At 59.2% G+C, this 14,908-nt stretch carries 18 protein-coding genes; 12 read left to right on the forward strand and 6 right to left on the reverse strand.

Annotated features, from left to right (window positions below; all coding sequences use genetic code 11):
- The first annotated feature begins 44 nt into the window (after positions 1 to 44).
- Both ACYZT9_RS09720 and ACYZT9_RS09725 read left to right on the forward strand, forming a co-directional pair.
- Positions 45 to 761, forward strand: coding sequence for a FadR/GntR family transcriptional regulator (locus tag ACYZT9_RS09720; RefSeq protein WP_462009593.1), 717 nt, complete (start codon positions 45 to 47; stop codon positions 759 to 761).
- Positions 762 to 850: 89 nt separating this feature from the next.
- Complete coding sequence (locus ACYZT9_RS09725; RefSeq protein WP_462010301.1) at positions 851 to 1,012, forward strand: hypothetical protein; 162 nt, start codon at positions 851 to 853, stop codon at positions 1,010 to 1,012.
- A gap of 135 nt (positions 1,013 to 1,147) precedes the next feature.
- Here ACYZT9_RS09725 and trhP read toward each other — a convergent pair whose 3' ends face one another.
- Positions 1,148 to 2,473, reverse strand: a complete 1,326-nt coding sequence (gene trhP, locus ACYZT9_RS09730; protein WP_462009594.1) for a prephenate-dependent tRNA uridine(34) hydroxylase TrhP — start codon at positions 2,471 to 2,473, stop codon at positions 1,148 to 1,150.
- Between the two features lie 163 nt (positions 2,474 to 2,636).
- On the opposite strand from trhP, the gene ACYZT9_RS09735 reads away from it, so the two are divergent.
- Positions 2,637 to 3,698 (forward strand): AI-2E family transporter, encoded by a 1,062-nt coding sequence (locus ACYZT9_RS09735; RefSeq protein WP_462009595.1) that lies wholly within the window; start codon positions 2,637 to 2,639, stop codon positions 3,696 to 3,698.
- Here the strand turns inward: ACYZT9_RS09735 and ACYZT9_RS09740 are convergent.
- The 3 genes from ACYZT9_RS09740 to ACYZT9_RS09750 all read right to left on the reverse strand — a co-directional run bounded on the left by ACYZT9_RS09740 (position 3,695) and on the right by ACYZT9_RS09750 (position 4,788).
- Positions 3,695 to 3,877 carry a hypothetical protein gene (locus tag ACYZT9_RS09740; protein WP_462009596.1) on the reverse strand — a complete coding sequence of 61 codons (183 nt, stop codon included), beginning with the start codon at positions 3,875 to 3,877 and terminating at the stop codon, positions 3,695 to 3,697. The two genes, ACYZT9_RS09735 and ACYZT9_RS09740, sit on opposite strands and share 4 nt — an antisense overlap.
- A 108-nt stretch (positions 3,878 to 3,985) precedes the next feature.
- Entirely contained in the window at positions 3,986 to 4,180 is a 195-nt protein-coding gene (locus ACYZT9_RS09745; RefSeq protein ID WP_462009597.1) for a hypothetical protein, read from the reverse strand.
- 236 nt (positions 4,181 to 4,416) lie between these two features.
- Positions 4,417 to 4,788, reverse strand: a complete 372-nt coding sequence (locus ACYZT9_RS09750; protein WP_462009598.1) for a hypothetical protein — start codon at positions 4,786 to 4,788, stop codon at positions 4,417 to 4,419.
- 246 nt (positions 4,789 to 5,034) lie between these two features.
- Here ACYZT9_RS09750 and ACYZT9_RS09755 point away from each other — a divergent pair, with 246 nt between their 5' ends.
- Positions 5,035 to 5,853: a shikimate 5-dehydrogenase gene (locus ACYZT9_RS09755; RefSeq protein WP_462009599.1), complete on the forward strand. Its 819-nt coding sequence runs from the start codon at positions 5,035 to 5,037 to the stop codon at positions 5,851 to 5,853.
- A gap of 224 nt (positions 5,854 to 6,077) precedes the next feature.
- Positions 6,078 to 6,596 carry a cupin domain-containing protein gene (locus tag ACYZT9_RS09760; protein WP_462009600.1) on the forward strand — a complete coding sequence of 173 codons (519 nt, stop codon included), beginning with the start codon at positions 6,078 to 6,080 and terminating at the stop codon, positions 6,594 to 6,596.
- 44 nt (positions 6,597 to 6,640) lie between these two features.
- Here the strand turns inward: ACYZT9_RS09760 and ACYZT9_RS09765 are convergent, their stop codons facing one another.
- On the reverse strand, positions 6,641 to 7,288 hold the full coding sequence (locus tag ACYZT9_RS09765; protein WP_462009601.1) for a YceH family protein: 648 nt from the start codon (positions 7,286 to 7,288) through the stop codon (positions 6,641 to 6,643).
- 308 nt (positions 7,289 to 7,596) lie between these two features.
- Here ACYZT9_RS09765 and ACYZT9_RS09770 point away from each other — a divergent pair, with 308 nt between their 5' ends.
- The 6 genes from ACYZT9_RS09770 to ACYZT9_RS09795 all read left to right on the forward strand — a co-directional run bounded on the left by ACYZT9_RS09770 (position 7,597) and on the right by ACYZT9_RS09795 (position 13,606).
- Complete coding sequence (locus ACYZT9_RS09770) at positions 7,597 to 8,574, forward strand: NAD-dependent epimerase (RefSeq protein ID WP_462009602.1); 978 nt, start codon at positions 7,597 to 7,599, stop codon at positions 8,572 to 8,574.
- 44 nt (positions 8,575 to 8,618) lie between these two features.
- On the forward strand, positions 8,619 to 9,359 hold the full coding sequence (locus ACYZT9_RS09775) for a glycosyltransferase family 2 protein (RefSeq protein WP_462009603.1): 741 nt from the start codon (positions 8,619 to 8,621) through the stop codon (positions 9,357 to 9,359).
- On the forward strand, positions 9,356 to 9,634 hold the full coding sequence (locus tag ACYZT9_RS09780; protein ID WP_462009604.1) for a lipid-A-disaccharide synthase N-terminal domain-containing protein: 279 nt from the start codon (positions 9,356 to 9,358) through the stop codon (positions 9,632 to 9,634). Before ACYZT9_RS09775 ends, ACYZT9_RS09780 begins: the two co-directional genes overlap by 4 nt.
- Positions 9,635 to 9,637: 3 nt before the next feature.
- A complete protein-coding gene (locus ACYZT9_RS09785) occupies positions 9,638 to 11,158 on the forward strand; it encodes an ArnT family glycosyltransferase (protein ID WP_462009605.1) in 1,521 nt (506 codons plus the stop codon).
- Between the two features lie 40 nt (positions 11,159 to 11,198).
- Positions 11,199 to 11,708, forward strand: a complete 510-nt coding sequence (locus ACYZT9_RS09790; protein WP_462009606.1) for a DUF1993 domain-containing protein — start codon at positions 11,199 to 11,201, stop codon at positions 11,706 to 11,708.
- A 743-nt stretch (positions 11,709 to 12,451) separates the two neighbouring features.
- Positions 12,452 to 13,606 (forward strand): MFS transporter, encoded by a 1,155-nt coding sequence (locus tag ACYZT9_RS09795; protein WP_462009607.1) that lies wholly within the window; start codon positions 12,452 to 12,454, stop codon positions 13,604 to 13,606.
- A gap of 4 nt (positions 13,607 to 13,610) precedes the next feature.
- Here ACYZT9_RS09795 and nhaR read toward each other — a convergent pair whose 3' ends face one another.
- Positions 13,611 to 14,510, reverse strand: coding sequence for a transcriptional activator NhaR (gene nhaR, locus ACYZT9_RS09800; RefSeq protein WP_462009608.1), 900 nt, complete (start codon positions 14,508 to 14,510; stop codon positions 13,611 to 13,613).
- A gap of 135 nt (positions 14,511 to 14,645) precedes the next feature.
- Here nhaR and ACYZT9_RS09805 point away from each other — a divergent pair, with 135 nt between their 5' ends.
- Complete coding sequence (locus ACYZT9_RS09805; protein ID WP_462009609.1) at positions 14,646 to 14,888, forward strand: hypothetical protein; 243 nt, start codon at positions 14,646 to 14,648, stop codon at positions 14,886 to 14,888.
- Positions 14,889 to 14,908: the final 20 nt, after the last annotated feature.

Consider the following 14,908-nt stretch of genomic DNA (forward strand, 5'->3'; position numbering starts at 1 on the left):
TCACGGTGCTACGATTCCGCCAGCTCTGTTTTCGGATGACCACCATGCAAGAAGACCTCGACGCACCAGCTCGCAAGCGCACTCACAATCTCGCCCACGACCTGGTCGCCAAACTGACCCAGAGCATTCTGCTGGGCCAGATGTTGCCGGGGGACAAGCTGCCCTCGGAGAACGCGATTGTTCAGGAGCACGGCGTCAGTCGCACGGTGGTGCGCGAGGCGATCTCGAAGTTGCAGGCGTCCGGATTGGTGGAAACACGGCACGGTATCGGCACTTTCGTTATCGAGCGCGTGCCAGAGCAGGGGCTGCGACTGAATGTTGATACCGCGCTGGGGGTGCGCAGCATTCTGGAATTGCGCATGGGCCTCGAAACCCAGGCCGCCGCGCTGGCGGCCATGCGACGCACGGATCAGCAACTGGTGCAGATGCGTGAAGCGCTGGACGACTATCAACGCCTGCTCGCCAACAGCGACAGCTGCGTCGAAGCCGACAAACGTTTTCACCTGTTGATCGCGGAAGCTACCGGCAACGTCTGCTTCACCGAAATCATGCAGCACTTGGGCAGCGCCATGATTCCCCGGACCAGGGTCAATGCCGCCGAGCGCGGCGCGGCGGATCTGAGCAAGCTAGGGCAGCTCGCCAATCTTGAGCACGAGGCGATTCTAAACGCCATCAAACGTCAGGATGCGGATGCGGCGCGCGCGGCCATGTGGCTGCACCTGACCAACAGTCGCGACCGGTTTCTCGCGGATCGCGATTAACCGTCTGTCTACTCGATTGCACGCCATTCCCGCGCCTCTTTCCAACAAATACGGCCCAGGTTTGCTGGACCTCATCAATGAGGTGCGTCATGGCTAACTCAATGGATCACGATGCTCCACCTGGCATGGACCCTTCACGGGATCCGGCCGGCGCAGAACCTGATCGACCTGAAGACTGGATGGATCCTTCGGCAGACGAAGACGTCGTCCCCGCCGATGAGCCCACGCCGCTGTCCGATGACAGGCGATGAACCGAACCCGGATTCAAGGAAATTGTAGGAGCGAGCTTGCTCACGATGGACTCGAGATCGGCGCGTTTTGCCCCTAAGTACGCGTTATCGTTAACGTCCATCGCGAGCAAGCTCGCTCCTACAAGAGCGGGAATTTCAATGGCCGCAGACATCCCGCATCAACAACCCGAAGCGCAAATCCACCGCATCCGGAATCGGCAGGTACACCGTGTGCCCGTCTCCCGGCGCCACATCGATGGGTTGCCCTTTGATGTTCTGCAGTTGATGCAAATCGAAGTGGAAGTTGCCTGTGGGCGTCATCAGTTCCATGTGATCGCCCAGGCCGAAGCGGTTCTTCACCTTGACCTCCGCAAGCCGGTCACGCCGCTCGCCGGTCAACTCACCGACAAACTGCTGTCGCTCCGATACCGAACTACCGTTCTGATAGTTCTGGTATTCGTCATGCACATGTCGCCGCAAGAAACCTTCGGTGTAACCGCGCTGGGCGAGGGATTCCAGATCTGTCATCAGGCTGCGATCAAACCCCCGACCGGCCACTGCATCGTCGATCGCCCGGCGATACACCTGAGTGGTTCGCGCGCAATAGAAGTGCGATTTGGTCCGGCCTTCGATTTTCAGTGAATGCACGCCCATCTGGGTCAGACGCTCGACATGCTGCACGGCGCGCAGGTCCTTGGCGTTCATGATGTAGGTGCCGTGTTCGTCTTCGAAGGCCGGCATCAGTTCGTCCGGCCGGTTGGCTTCCTGCAACAGGAACACCTGATCGGTCGGTGCGCCAATCCCCAGGGTCGGTTCGGGCTGGAAGGTTTGCACGATCTCGCCAAGCTGGTTTTCCGTAGCTTCTTGCGCGGAGTACTTCCAGCGACAGGCGTTGGTGCAACTGCCCTGATTGGCGTCGCGCTTGTTCATGTAACCCGACAACAGGCAGCGGCCGGAGTAGGCCATGCACAACGCGCCGTGGACGAACACTTCCAGCTCCATGGCGGGCACTTGCTGGCGGATTTCGGCGATTTCTTCCAGGGACAGTTCCCGTGACAGGATGACCCGGCTCACGCCTTGTTGTTGCCAGAACTCGACGCTCGCCCAGTTGACCGTGTTGGCCTGCACCGACAGGTGAATCGGCATCTGCGGGAAGTGCCGGCGCACCAGCATGATCAGGCCAGGGTCGGACATGATCAGCGCATCCGGCGACATGGCGATTACCGGTTGCAGATCCTTGAGAAAGGTTTTGAGCTTGGCGTTGTGCGGGGCAATGTTCACCACCACATAAAAGCGCTTGCCTTGGGATTGTGCCTCGCGGATCCCAAGCGCCAGGTTGGCGTGATCGAATTCGTTGTTGCGCACCCGCAGGCTGTAGCGCGGCTGGCCGGCGTATACCGCATCGGCACCGTAGGCGAAGGCGTAACGCATGTTTTTCAGGGTGCCGGCGGGGGCCAGCAGTTCAGGCGTGGCGAGGTTCATGGGCGTGTCGATCGCAAAAGCCCGCGAGGGTAATCGGTCTGGGCGCCGCTTTCATTGATCTGGATCTATGCTTGTTGAACAAGCGGATGGCACTCGCGCGAACCGTGGCGGACTAAGCATCAGGACGCGACATTGCGTCCCTGCGGACTGACATGGATCGGACATGAACGAACAGACGGTAAAAAACAAATCGCTGGTGATTCTGCTTGGGCTGGTGACCGCTGCGTTCATCTGGATTTTGCTGCCGTTCTACGGCGCGGTGTTCTGGGCAGTGATTCTCGGCATTCTCTTCTCGCCGTTGCAGCGTCGTCTGCAACTGAAGTTTGGTTGGCCACGCAACTTGACGTCGCTGCTAACCCTGGGTATTTGCCTGATCATCGCCATTCTGCCGGTGATCATCCTCGGTATCCTGCTGGTTCAAGAGGGTGCTGCGCTGTACAAGAGCATTGAAAGCGGCGAACTGGATATCGCGGGGTATGTGACGAATTTCAAGCACAGCCTGCCGAAGTCTTTTCAGCTCATCCTCGATCGGGCCGGGGTTGGCGAGCTGGACGGGCTGCGGGAGAAAATCATCAAGAGTGCGGTGTCTGGCAATGAGTTCATTGCCACGAAGGCATTCAGCTTCGGGCAGGGCACCTTTGATTTTCTGATCGGATTTTTCATCATGCTTTACCTGCTGTTCTTCTTTTTGCGCGACGGTGCAGAACTGGCGCGCAAAGTGCGCGCCGCCGTGCCGCTGGAGGAACACCAGAAACGCCGTTTGCAGCTCAAGTTCAACCGAGTGGTGCGCGCCACGGTGAAGGGCAACCTGCTGGTGGCCATCACACAAGGAGCGCTGGGCGGCATTATTTTCTGGTTTCTCGACATCCCGAGCGCGTTGCTCTGGGCGGTGCTAATGGCTTTTCTATCGCTGTTGCCAGCGGTGGGCGCGGGGATTGTCTGGGGGCCGGTGGCGGCGTTTTTGCTGTTCAGCGGGGCGGTCTGGCAAGGCGTGGCGCTGGGGTTGTTCGGCGTTTTCGTGATCGGCCTGGTGGACAACGTGCTTCGACCCATCCTGGTGGGCAAGGACACGAAGATGCCGGACTATCTGATCCTCATCTCGACCCTCGGCGGCCTGGCGATTTTCGGGCTCAACGGTTTTGTCATTGGGCCATTGATCGCGGCGCTGTTCATGTCGAGCTGGTCAATTTTCATTGAAACCCAACCACGGGTGCAGTTGCCTTAAGCGCTGAGACGCCCGGAGCTGATGCTTTGCGACAGTACCTTGGCGGCGTTAAGCGAGGTAATCGGACCGCTGATCGCTTCGCCGTCCTGCACTAAATACCAACAGGCGAGCAATCCCAGCTCTCTAAGCGGTGCGGGAACGGCGCTGCCGATAACGGACATGATCTGAACTTGGGACATAAGTACCTCCATCAATCGATGGGGCTACCTTACGGACCCGGGGCTTGAACGAGAAATCAACGCTTTCGATAGTCGTCATTGACGCGAGCGCTCCCTAGCGACCGTCTGTCAGTCGACCACTAGGTCCAGCATATGGACCACTTCGTGCTCATTGAGCAGGCCTTTGCGCACTAGGTTTTCGGCCAGAAGCGAAAGAAACTTGGCGTTGCGATGGCCTTCCAGGTGCTTGAGTTCAGTCAGGGCGTTGTACACCTTGCCGGAAGTGCACAGGCTGATATCGCGATGCGGGTTTTGCGTGGGCATGAGGTCGTCCTTATTGTTATCAGGCTGTTGTGGGCGGACAGACCCGAGCTTGCGGACCTGACATGACATCCATATGAACTTCTTCCCATGGTCGGGGGAAAGGGCGCTTGAGCCAATTTTGCCCGCTTGAGCCGCCGGGACTGTCCCGATAGCGACCCTGGCGAGATTTATTCAGACGCTCACCGACGAACGGGCATAAAAAAGCCCCGCTATCGAAGCGGGGCCTGATGAGCCTGTTACCAGCGGCCATAACCGTGGGGATGGCCGTAATAACCGCGTGGCGGGCCGTAATAGCCACGGGGTGGACCGTAATAAACCGGTGGCGGGGCGTAATAGACCGGTTGTTGCACGTAGACCGGCGCCGGCTGGTAGTAAACGGGTGGCGGTTGCTGTACGTACACCGGTTGCGGCTGGTAGTAAACCGGTTGCTGGACATAGACCGGCCGGTTGCTGTTGATGATGGCCGAACCGACGATGGCCGAGCCAACGATCGCGCCAAATACCGCTGGACCTTCCCAGCCGTGACCGTGACCACCGCCAGCCTCTGCCTGCCCTGCGATAGCAAGAGCACCGATCAGCAAGGCAACTGTGGGGATTTTACGGATCATGATAATTCCTCGGTTCTTCGTCCCGGCGCTTGCGTCTGCAATAGACCCAAGGATTGTCGCGGGGATACAGCTAAGACAGCGATTTCTGGAAAATCAGCACAGCCGTTGGGTAAATTTTGTGTAAGGTCTGTACCGGCTTTCTTACCGTCGTGTGCTGCCACGGGCAGGCACACCCCTATGATCGATCAGACCTCGATGGCCTGGCTAATCCCGTCCATCTGAAAGTGCTGTCGAAGGAGATTTTTCATGCAGATGAACCCCAACAAAGACACTCAGCTGTGCATGTCCCTGTCGGGGCGACCGGGGAACTTTGGCTTGCGATTTCACAATCACCTGTACGAACAGCTGGGCCTGAATTTCTACTACAAGGCCTTTCGCAGCCAGGACCTGACCGGCGCCGTCGCGGGTATTCGCGCCCTGGGCATTCGCGGCTGTGGCGTGTCGATGCCGTTCAAGGAAGCGTGCATTGCGCTGGTCGACGAGCTGGACGCGTCCGCCGCCGCCATTCAATCGATCAACACCATCGTCAACACCGATGGCCACCTCAAGGCCTACAACACCGATTACATCGCCATCGCTCAATTGCTGGAAACCCACCAGGTGCCCAAGGACTCGACCTTTGCCCTGCATGGCAGCGGCGGCATGGCCAAGGCAGTGGCCAGCGCCTTGCGCGATGGCGGTTACAAAAATGGCCTGATCGTGGCTCGTAACGAGCGCGCCGGGCGTGCCCTGGCTGAATCCCTGAGCTATGAGTGGCAAGCCGAGCTGGGCGCCCGGCGCCCGCAGATGCTGATCAACGTTACGCCGATCGGCATGACGGGCGGGCCTGAGGTCGATCAACTGGCCTTCGACGCCCCGGCCATTGCGGCTGCGGAGACTGTCTTTGATGTGGTGGCGATTCCCTCGGAGACACCGCTGATCGTGCGTGGTCGCGCCGAAGGCAAGCGGGTGATCACCGGGCTGGAAGTGATTGCGATACAGGCGCTGGAGCAGTTTGTGCTGTACACCGGGGTGCGTCCGACGGATGAGCAGTTTCAGAACGCTGTGGAGTTTGCCCGTAGCTGATCTCCCCAGTCTTTGTTGCCTGTTCTGACCTCATCGCGAGCAAGCTCGCTCCCACAGGATCCTTTGTCGATCACGAAATCGCCTTACGACATCGGTCCACTGTGGGAGCGAGCTTGCTCGCGATGGACGCGACTCGGTCTCATATGAAATGGCACCGGGACCTATACTGGCGCCAGCAAGCAAAGACTTGCCCACAAAAAACACCAACAAGTCCGAGGTTCCCCATGCATCCCGCCATCCTCAACCTGAATCAGGTCGAACTTGAACCGCTGCCCGAAGTCCTGGCACCGACCGGTGAAACGGCCGGCCGCTATCAACAGCGGATGGCCCGCGTCGGTCAGCAATTGGGTGCGCAAAAGCTTGGATATCGGTTGTACGTGTTGGAACCGGGCATGCGTGGCAGTCCGTTTCACAGCCATCGGGTCAATGAAGAAATGTTTTACGTGGTGTCTGGGGAAGGGGAGATCCGTCTTGGCGCCGAGCGTTTTCCCATTCGCGCGGGTGACGTGATCGCCTGCCCGCCGGGCGGTCAGGAAGCGGCACACCAGATCATCAACACCAGCCACGGTGAGCTGCGCTACCTGGCGGTCAGCACTCAGCAATCGCCGGAAATTTGCGAGTACCCTGATTCCGGCAAATACGCAGTGATGGACGACTTCAAGATCGACGCCGAAGGCAATGCCTCCGGGTTTGTCGCCATTGCCAGACAGGCCGATGGGGTGGATTACTGGGATGGCGAGTAGACACAGATCTAATGTGCTCCCACATTTGAAGCTTCGGTGCCTGGTTATTCGAGGCGTGCCAGTCGCTCTTCCAGCGCTGCAATCCGCGCCTCCAGCTCTTCGATCCGTTCCACGGATACGCCACTAACCGAGCCACGTTCCACCGGGTTCTGCCGTGCCGCGAGGATCGCCTCGATATCCGCCGGATCGCCCAGCGCATGCATGTAGCGGTCCTCACGCTGACCGGCCTGGCGCGGAATCAGCAGTGCCAGGCCGCGAGCGATCAAGCGCTCCAGTTGATGCACCACTTGCTCGGCATCTTCAAATTCGTGCATGCGACCGCTGCGGGTGAGCAGTTCGTTGATCGTCTGCGGACCTCGTAAAAACAGCAGTCCCGTCAGAATCACCTGAGCCGGCACCAGTTCCAGGGCCTTGTCGACCTTGTGCTCCCAGCGGTCGGCGCGGCTGCCCATTACCAGTTTGGTAAACCCGCGACCTTCGAGGGCACGCAGGCTCTGGCCGACCTGGCCCTGGGTGAGGTTCATCACCGGTTCGCGGCTGGTTTTCTGGTTGCAGGCAATCACCAGGGCGTTGAGGGTCAGCGGATAGGTTTCCGGGCTGGTGGCCTGTTTCTCGATCAACGAACCGAGAATGCGGACTTCCGTGCTGTTGAGGCGCGGCTCGTCGAAGGTCGTTTCTTGCTCAGTGCTCATGATGCTGCGTCCTTACCCGGTTCATATTCTTCTCCTGCTGGCATGCACTTTAGATTGGCGTGCGCCAATGGCAACTGAATTCGTCGCATCACCCTGGCAATGGTCATAAAAGCTACATCAATCCATAACGTTATTTTTACATTCCGGCGGGCACCGTATGCAGGGCCGCGAGATGGCGGCCGCACCTACGGGGGCGGCGTCAGAGCGTATTGATGACGTCACTGGCCTTACTGACTGCAACCTGGAGCAAGCATGACGCTGATGTTGGGAACGACCCGCAATAATGCGCTGATCGGCGCACGCCTGCCATGACCGTGCTGGTCACCGGCGCCGCCGGTTTCATCGGTTTTCACATTGTCAAGCGCCTGTGTGAGCAAGGCCTTGAAGTGGTCGGAATCGATAATCTCAACGACTACTACAGCGTGGAACTCAAACACGCGCGGCTCAAGGAGCTGCGTGCTTTGTCAGGTTTTCATTTCCAGACGCTGGATATCGTCGACAAACCTGCTCTGATTTCATTGTTCAAGGAACACCGCTTTACCGAGGTTATCCACTTGGCCGCCCAGGCCGGCGTTCGCTACTCGCTGGACAACCCGGATGTGTATGCGCAATCGAACCTGACGGGTTTTCTCAATGTGCTGGAAGCCTGCCGGCACCATCGCCCCCAGCATCTGATTTATGCCTCGAGCAGTTCGGTGTACGGCACCAACAGCAAAATGCCGTTCAGCGTCGACGACGCCGTGGATCATCCGGTTTCGCTGTATGCCGCGAGCAAACGGGCCAATGAGCTGATGGCCCACAGCTACTGCCATCTGTATGGCATCAAGGCCAGCGGGCTGCGGTTTTTTACCGTGTACGGACCTTGGGGACGCCCTGACATGGCGCTGTTCAAATTTACCGAAGCGATCCTCAACGACAAACCGATCGACCTCTACAACCAAGGCTTGATGTCGCGGGATTTCACCTACATCGACGACATCGTCGAAAGCATCGCGCGCCTGCGTCCACGTCCGCCATTGCCGGAAGGCGCTGGCGAGGGCGTCAACCGGATTTTCAACATCGGGCGCGGCACACCGGTGGCGCTGCTGGATTTCGTCGATTGCCTGGAGTCGGTCCTGGACCGGCAAGCCCGGCGCAATCTGATGCCGATGCAAGCGGGCGATGTGCTCAAGACCTGGGCGGACGTGTCGGCATTGGCGCAGTGGGTCGATTTTCGTCCGCAAGTGACACTCGAGACCGGCGTTGCGCAATTCGTGAAGTGGTATCGCCACTTTTATCAGATTTGAAACTGGCCCTCGATCATAAAAAATCCAGGGAAACAGGGGCCTCTATGAGCCAAGACCTATTTGTATCCGTGCTGATTCCGGCAAAGAACGAAGCAAGCAATCTCACTTCGCTGCTGGAAGAAATCCGTATCGCACTGGCGGATGAAGCGTACGAAGTCATCGTTGTCGACGATGGCAGTTCTGACGCCACTTTGCACGCATTGCGACAGGCCCGACTCAACGGCCTGAGCACGTTACGCATCCTGCGCCATGAGCGTTCGCTGGGGCAAAGCACTTCGCTTTACCATGCCGCGATTGTCGCCCGGGGCCAATGGCTGGTCACCCTCGATGGCGATGGTCAAAACGATCCCGCCGACATCCCCGGCATGCTGGCTCTGGTGCGCAGTGAAGGCGCCGCCGCCGATCTTCAATTGGTGGCCGGGCACCGGGTCAACCGCCGCGACACCGCGAGCAAGCGCTGGGCGTCGCGGTTCGCCAACGGACTGCGCAGCCGCATGCTCAAGGACCAGACGCCGGACACCGGTTGCGGGCTGAAACTGATCCAGCGCGCGGCGTTTCTGCGTTTGCCGTACTTCGACCATATGCACCGCTTCATTCCTGCGCTGATCCAGCGTCACAACGGTCGCATGATCACCCACCCGGTCAACCATCGATCGCGCACCGCCGGGGTCTCCAAGTACGGCAACATCGACCGCGCGCTGGTGGGCGTTCTCGACCTGATCGGTGTCTGGTGGCTGATCAGGCGCACGCGTTTGAACACTCAGGCGCAGGAGATCGAAGGATGAACCTGTCCCGCGAAACCCTGTGGCTTGTGGTCGGCTTCAGTGGCCAGATCGCCTTCACCGGTCGATTTGTCCTGCAGTGGCTGTACAGCGAATACAAAAAACGTAGCGTGATTCCGGTGAGCTTCTGGTACCTGAGCATCATCGGCAGCGCGCTGTTGTTTGCCTATGCCGTCTACCGAGAGGACCCAGTGTTCATCGCCGGCCAGGCGTTCGGCTCCATCGTTTATTTGCGCAACCTGCAATTGATTGCCCGCAGCAAAACCTTGAAGGACTGACCTATGCGCCGAACCCTTTCCCCCGGTATCGAATGCCTGGGGCTGATGCTGCTTGCTCTGTTGTTGGTCGGTGCGGGCCTCGGGCTGCGCCAGCCGCAGAATGTGGACGAGGAGCGATTCCTCGGCGTGGCGCTGGAAATGCTGCACAACGGTTCGTGGTTGATTCCCCATCGGGCCGCGGAGATTTACGGCGATAAACCACCGGTTTTCATGTGGACCGTGGCGTTTTTCACTTGGCTCACCGGGATGCCTGCCATTGCCCTTTATATTCCGGGATTGTTGTCTGCCACCTCGGTCACGGCCATGCTTTACGACTTGGGTCGCCGGCTCTGGAATCAGCGGGCCGGTCGAACGGCAGCGCTGTTGTACCTGGCGACCTACCAGACCTACAGCATTCTGCGGACTGGCCAGATCGACAGTTTTTTGATTCTGTTCACTTCGCTGGGCCTGTATGGCCTGGCCCGTCATCTGCTGCTCGGGCCTGCCTGGCGTTGGTTTTACATCGGATGCGCCGCCATGGGCATCGGCGTGATCACCAAAGGGGTCGGCTTCGTGCCGGCGCTGATGCTGATTCCGTATGCCTACGCGGTGCGCAAAGGCTGGCCCGGGGTGGTGGCGATGCCGGGCGAGGCGCGCAAATGGTTGATGGGTTTTGTAGTGTTGCTGGGCGCCGTCGCCATCTGGCTGCTGCCCTTGGCGCTGTCCATCGCGCTCAATGGCGGCGCTGACGAAATCGCCTATGCGCGGGAAATTCTGCTGCGCCAGACGGCGGGGCGATACGCAGCGGCCTGGGATCATCGGGAGCCATTCTGGTATTTCTTCGTCAAAGTCATTCCGCAGTATTGGTTGCCTTTGGTGCTCGCGTTGCCGTGGCTGATTCCCGCGTGGCGCAGGCAACTGCGCAAGCGTGACGGTCGAGTGCTGGTGCTGCTGGGTTGGGTGGTGCTGGTGGTGCTTTTCTTCTGCCTGAGCAGCGGCAAGCGCAAGTTGTACATCTATCCGGCATTGCCGGGGCTGGTGTTGGTCGCCGCGCCGCTGATGCCCTGGCTGTTCAAGCGCTGGTTCCGTCGGCGCCTGCTTGGCTGGCGGATTTTCCAAGGGATGGCCGTGGCCTGGTTTGTGCTGTGGTTCGCCCGCGGGTTCATCGAGCCGGTCAAGGACGGTGCCAATCCCCACGAGGCGCTGATGGCGCAGGCGGCGGCGATGACGCATGGCGCTGATCTGGTGTTGGTCAACTGGCGCGAGGGACATTGGTTGTTCGCAAAGCAACCGATCGTGCATTTCGGAATGGCTGGTTCAACGGTCGAGCAGGCGGCGCAGTGGTTGCGCGAACATCCGCAGGCGTACGCGCTGGTGCCGGATGAACAGCTCGGCCAGTGCTTCAATCCGCATGTCGCCCGTGAGCTGGGCGACACCTCGCGTGCGCAGTGGTCGATTGTCGCTGCTGATGCCGATAATGGTAAATGTCACCACGGGCCCCCTGCCCATATCTATCGCTTCACGTGGGACCGTGCACCGCTATAATCGACCCCACGTTTCACTCCTGTCACCACACGAGACTGCCATGACCATTTCCCTGTATGACGCTTCCGTTCCGGTTTTCAAACAAATGCTCACCGCCCTGAGCGACGTTCTGAACAAGGCCGAAGCCCACGCCACGGCGAAGAACATCGATCCGAATGCGTTCCTGCAAGCCCGTCTGTACCCGGACATGTTCCCGCTGGTGCGTCAGGTGCAGATCGCCGTGGATTTCGCCAAGGGTGTTTCTTCGCGTCTGGCCGAGATCGAAGTGCCTAAATATGACGACACCGAAACCACGTTCGCTGAGCTGCAAGCGTTGATCGCCAAGGTTCTGGGTTACATCGCCGAAATCAAACCGGAGCAGATCAACGGCAAGGAAGGCATCGAGATCGTTACTCGTCCAGGCACGCCGAAAGAGAAGCGCTTCAGCGGCCAGGCTTACCTGCTGAGCTACGGCCTGCCGCAGTTCTTTTTCCACGTCACCACTACTTATGCGCTGCTGCGTCACAACGGTGTGGAAGTGGGCAAGCGCGATTACATGGGCGCGTTTTAAGCCGCTTCGGTATTGCGGTAGTGGCTGCTGCGGGTGGGATGAAATGGGGGACATATCCGTTTCTGCGGTTACGGCGGCTGGCGGTTTCGCCCTTACGGCGAGTCACTTTGGCGCGCCAAAAGTAACCAAAACGCTTCGCCCCTGACGTACGGCCCTTCGCCTGGGCTCAGGGTACCCTCGCTCCGGTCCTGCTCCGTGGGCCCGCCGCGATCGGCCATCCGTGGCCGTGCGCGGCTAACCCGGCATCCATGCCGGGTTGCCCGTTGCGCAGAACCTGCGCTCGGCCTTCCGACGGGGCAGATCAAGATCTAAAGCCAAAGCAAAGCAATAGACAGATCAACAGCCAGAGCGAACGCATTTCCCCTGTGGGAGCGAGCTTGTTCGCGAAAAACGTCCAGACAACGCGTTCATTCAGACAGCACGCGTTATCGTTGTCGTCCCTCGCCAGCAGGCTCGCTCCTGCAAGGGGGGGTGTACAGCTTTGGCTTCTCACCACTCATCAGGCCAAATGTTAGCGCTTTGCCACTTTTTAATCTGATGCACCACCCCCGCCAAAGCGCTTGGTTACCTGGCGCTCTTCCAAGTGACTCGCCAATGAAATGGCCACCCCGCCTGTTAAACGCGATTGGCAGGTTCGGGCAACCACGTTCGGAAACACTCTGTTAACATTGCCCATCCTCATTTTCATCTCTGCCAGTGGGCCTTCGGGCTATCGCTGGTGTCGTCGTTTTCTGGAGTTCTGCATGCTGTTGTCCATCCTTCTGTTGTCCGCCGCCGGTTTCACGGTGCTGACCACGGAATTCGTCATCGTTGGCCTGTTGCCGGCCATCGCCCGGGATCTGGAAGTCACCATTCCTCAGGCGGGTTTACTGGTGACCTTGTTCGCCTTCACCGTCGCCGCGTTCGGGCCCTTCCTGACCGCGTACTTCGCACGATTCGAACGGCGCAAGCTGTTCATCTCGGTGTTGATCATGTTCGGCCTGGCGAATACGCTCGCGGCGTTTGCGCCGAACATCTGGGTGATGGCCGTTGCGCGGTTGATCCCCGCGCTCGGGCTGCCGGTGTACTGGGCCTTGGCGAGTGAGACGGCGGTGGATATCGTCGGACCGGATTACGCTGGACGCGCCATCGCCAAGATCGGCTTCGGCATCGTCTGTGCCACGGTGTTCGGCATTCCTGTCGGCACGCTGATTTCCGATGCATTCGGTTGGCGCAGTGCCTTCGGCATTCTGGCGGTGATCGCATTTGCCAAGGCGTTGCTGCTGTTTATCTACCTGCCGAAAACCAGTCTGCACCAGCACCAGGTGAGCTTCCGCTCGCAGTTCAGGATCCTGCGCAGCCCGCTGATGATTGGGCATGTATTGCTGTCGATCCTGGTGTTCAGTGGCATGTTTACCGTTTACACCTATCTGGCTGACATTCTTGAGCGGCTGGCCGGTTTCAACGGCACGGTGGTCGGCTGGTGCCTGATGGGCTTCGGCGCGGTCGGCTTGATCGGCAACTCGTTGGGCGGTTGCGCCGTGGATCGTCATCCGCTGATCGCTTCAGTGACGTTCTGCGCCTTCATGATTGCCGGCATGGTGGCGTTGGTGCCGAACATTCATTCGCCGATGGGTCTGGCGGCGGCGATGGGCATCTGGGGCGTGACACAGGCGGCGTTGTTCCTGGTCAGCCATGTGCGTTTGATGAAGGCTGCGCCTGAAGCACCGGCGTTTGCCGCGTCGTTGAACATTGCTGGCGCCAACCTCGGTATCGGCCTGGGTGCCATGGTCGGCGGCCGGGTGATCGACAGTGTCGGCCTCGGCGGTCTCGGGTTTGCGGCGGCTGGTTTTATCCTGATGTCGATCCTGTTGGCCATGGCGCTGATGACTTTCAAACCACGCGAAATCTGCGCCTGACGCCTCACATCGCGGTGAACAGCTCGCGTCGGGCACCTTCGGTAATCGCAACGATGCCGGGGTGCTTGACCTTGCGTTCCACCGAAATGGCGTAGAACGACTCGGTCACCGCGTCGGTCTGCCCAATCAGCTTCACGCCGTATTGGCGTTTCACTTCATCGGCAATCACGCTCGGTCCGATGAAAATCCCGCTGCCGGACTGCCCAAACGCCTGCATCAAGGCACTGTCATCGAACTCGCCGACGATGCGCGGCTGGATTTGTTGTTCGGCGAACCAGCGTTGCAAGCGACTGCGAACCACGGTTTCCGGCCCCGGAATCAGTAACGGTGCGCCGTGCAGGCTGCGTGGAAAATCCTGGCCGTACTGTGACGCCAATTCAGCGGTGGCGAAGAAGCTGATACCGCATTCCCCGAGTTTCTGGCTGTAGCCCCTGATGTCGAGGTGCGACGGCATAGGGCTGTCGGAAATCACCAGGTCGAGGCGCTGGATCGCCAGATCGGCGAGCAAGCGTTCCAGTTTGTCCTCGCGACACGTGATACGCAGCGGCTCGCTCAACTCCATGGTCGGCGCAATCAGGCGATAGACGATGGATTTAGGCACGACGTCAGCCACACCGACTCGAAACAGAATCTGCTGCTCATTGGGTTGCGCCCGCAACATCAATTCCAGTTCGCCGCCGAGCTGAAACATCTGCTCGGCGTAGGGCAGGGCCTGACGCCCGGCTTCGGTGAGTTCCAACTGTCGGCCGACCCGGCGAAACAACTCGATGCCGTAAGTGTGTTCGAGCAGGGAGATCTGCCCGCTGATGGTCTGAGGCGTCAGGTTCAACTGCTCGCAGGCACGCACGATGCTGCCGGTTTTGGCCACCACCCAGAAATAATGGAGTTGTCGATAGTTGAGCATGACGATCTACAGTTCGTAAAAATCGAAGTATAACCGCTGAAAATACGAATTTTCCTGAAGTGTTCGTCTCCCTAGAATGCCTCGCTATCAACGGGCCATCGTTTTGGCCCGTTCTGTTCTATCGAGGAAAGCATCATGAAGCTTAAAACCACCGCGCTGCTGATTGCGTCTTTACTGGTACTGGCCGGTTGCGACCAGGCCGAAAAAAGCGCTCAGCAACTGATGGGCAAGGCTGCCGAAACCGCTAAACAGGCGATTGACGACACTCATAAAGCTGCCGAACAAGCGATCAGTGACGCCACCGGCGGGCTAATCAGCAAGAAAGAATCATCGGGCGACGACAAAGAGAAAACCGAATCTTCGTCCCGGGAAATCTAAACCGTCTTAAACGAGTCAGG

The organism is Pseudomonas sp. ZT5P21 (assembly GCF_054897785.1).

What these genes read in the sequence shown, in the direction of transcription:
- ACYZT9_RS09720 (WP_462009593.1), top strand. Translation starts at nt 45, where the DNA reads ATGCAAGAAGACCTCGACGCACCAGCTCGCAAGCGCACTCACAATCTC.
- ACYZT9_RS09725 (WP_462010301.1), top strand. Translation starts at nt 851, where the DNA reads ATGGCTAACTCAATGGATCACGATGCTCCACCTGGCATGGACCCTTCA.
- trhP (WP_462009594.1), bottom strand. Translation starts at nt 2,473, where the DNA reads ATGAACCTCGCCACGCCTGAACTGCTGGCCCCCGCCGGCACCCTGAAA.
- ACYZT9_RS09735 (WP_462009595.1), top strand. Translation starts at nt 2,637, where the DNA reads ATGAACGAACAGACGGTAAAAAACAAATCGCTGGTGATTCTGCTTGGG.
- ACYZT9_RS09740 (WP_462009596.1), bottom strand. Translation starts at nt 3,877, where the DNA reads ATGTCCCAAGTTCAGATCATGTCCGTTATCGGCAGCGCCGTTCCCGCA.
- ACYZT9_RS09745 (WP_462009597.1), bottom strand. Translation starts at nt 4,180, where the DNA reads ATGCCCACGCAAAACCCGCATCGCGATATCAGCCTGTGCACTTCCGGC.
- ACYZT9_RS09750 (WP_462009598.1), bottom strand. Translation starts at nt 4,788, where the DNA reads ATGATCCGTAAAATCCCCACAGTTGCCTTGCTGATCGGTGCTCTTGCT.
- ACYZT9_RS09755 (WP_462009599.1), top strand. Translation starts at nt 5,035, where the DNA reads ATGCAGATGAACCCCAACAAAGACACTCAGCTGTGCATGTCCCTGTCG.
- ACYZT9_RS09760 (WP_462009600.1), top strand. Translation starts at nt 6,078, where the DNA reads ATGCATCCCGCCATCCTCAACCTGAATCAGGTCGAACTTGAACCGCTG.
- ACYZT9_RS09765 (WP_462009601.1), bottom strand. Translation starts at nt 7,288, where the DNA reads ATGAGCACTGAGCAAGAAACGACCTTCGACGAGCCGCGCCTCAACAGC.
- ACYZT9_RS09770 (WP_462009602.1), top strand. Translation starts at nt 7,597, where the DNA reads ATGACCGTGCTGGTCACCGGCGCCGCCGGTTTCATCGGTTTTCACATT.
- ACYZT9_RS09775 (WP_462009603.1), top strand. Translation starts at nt 8,619, where the DNA reads ATGAGCCAAGACCTATTTGTATCCGTGCTGATTCCGGCAAAGAACGAA.
- ACYZT9_RS09780 (WP_462009604.1), top strand. Translation starts at nt 9,356, where the DNA reads ATGAACCTGTCCCGCGAAACCCTGTGGCTTGTGGTCGGCTTCAGTGGC.
- ACYZT9_RS09785 (WP_462009605.1), top strand. Translation starts at nt 9,638, where the DNA reads ATGCGCCGAACCCTTTCCCCCGGTATCGAATGCCTGGGGCTGATGCTG.
- ACYZT9_RS09790 (WP_462009606.1), top strand. Translation starts at nt 11,199, where the DNA reads ATGACCATTTCCCTGTATGACGCTTCCGTTCCGGTTTTCAAACAAATG.
- ACYZT9_RS09795 (WP_462009607.1), top strand. Translation starts at nt 12,452, where the DNA reads ATGCTGTTGTCCATCCTTCTGTTGTCCGCCGCCGGTTTCACGGTGCTG.
- nhaR (WP_462009608.1), bottom strand. Translation starts at nt 14,510, where the DNA reads ATGCTCAACTATCGACAACTCCATTATTTCTGGGTGGTGGCCAAAACC.
- ACYZT9_RS09805 (WP_462009609.1), top strand. Translation starts at nt 14,646, where the DNA reads ATGAAGCTTAAAACCACCGCGCTGCTGATTGCGTCTTTACTGGTACTG.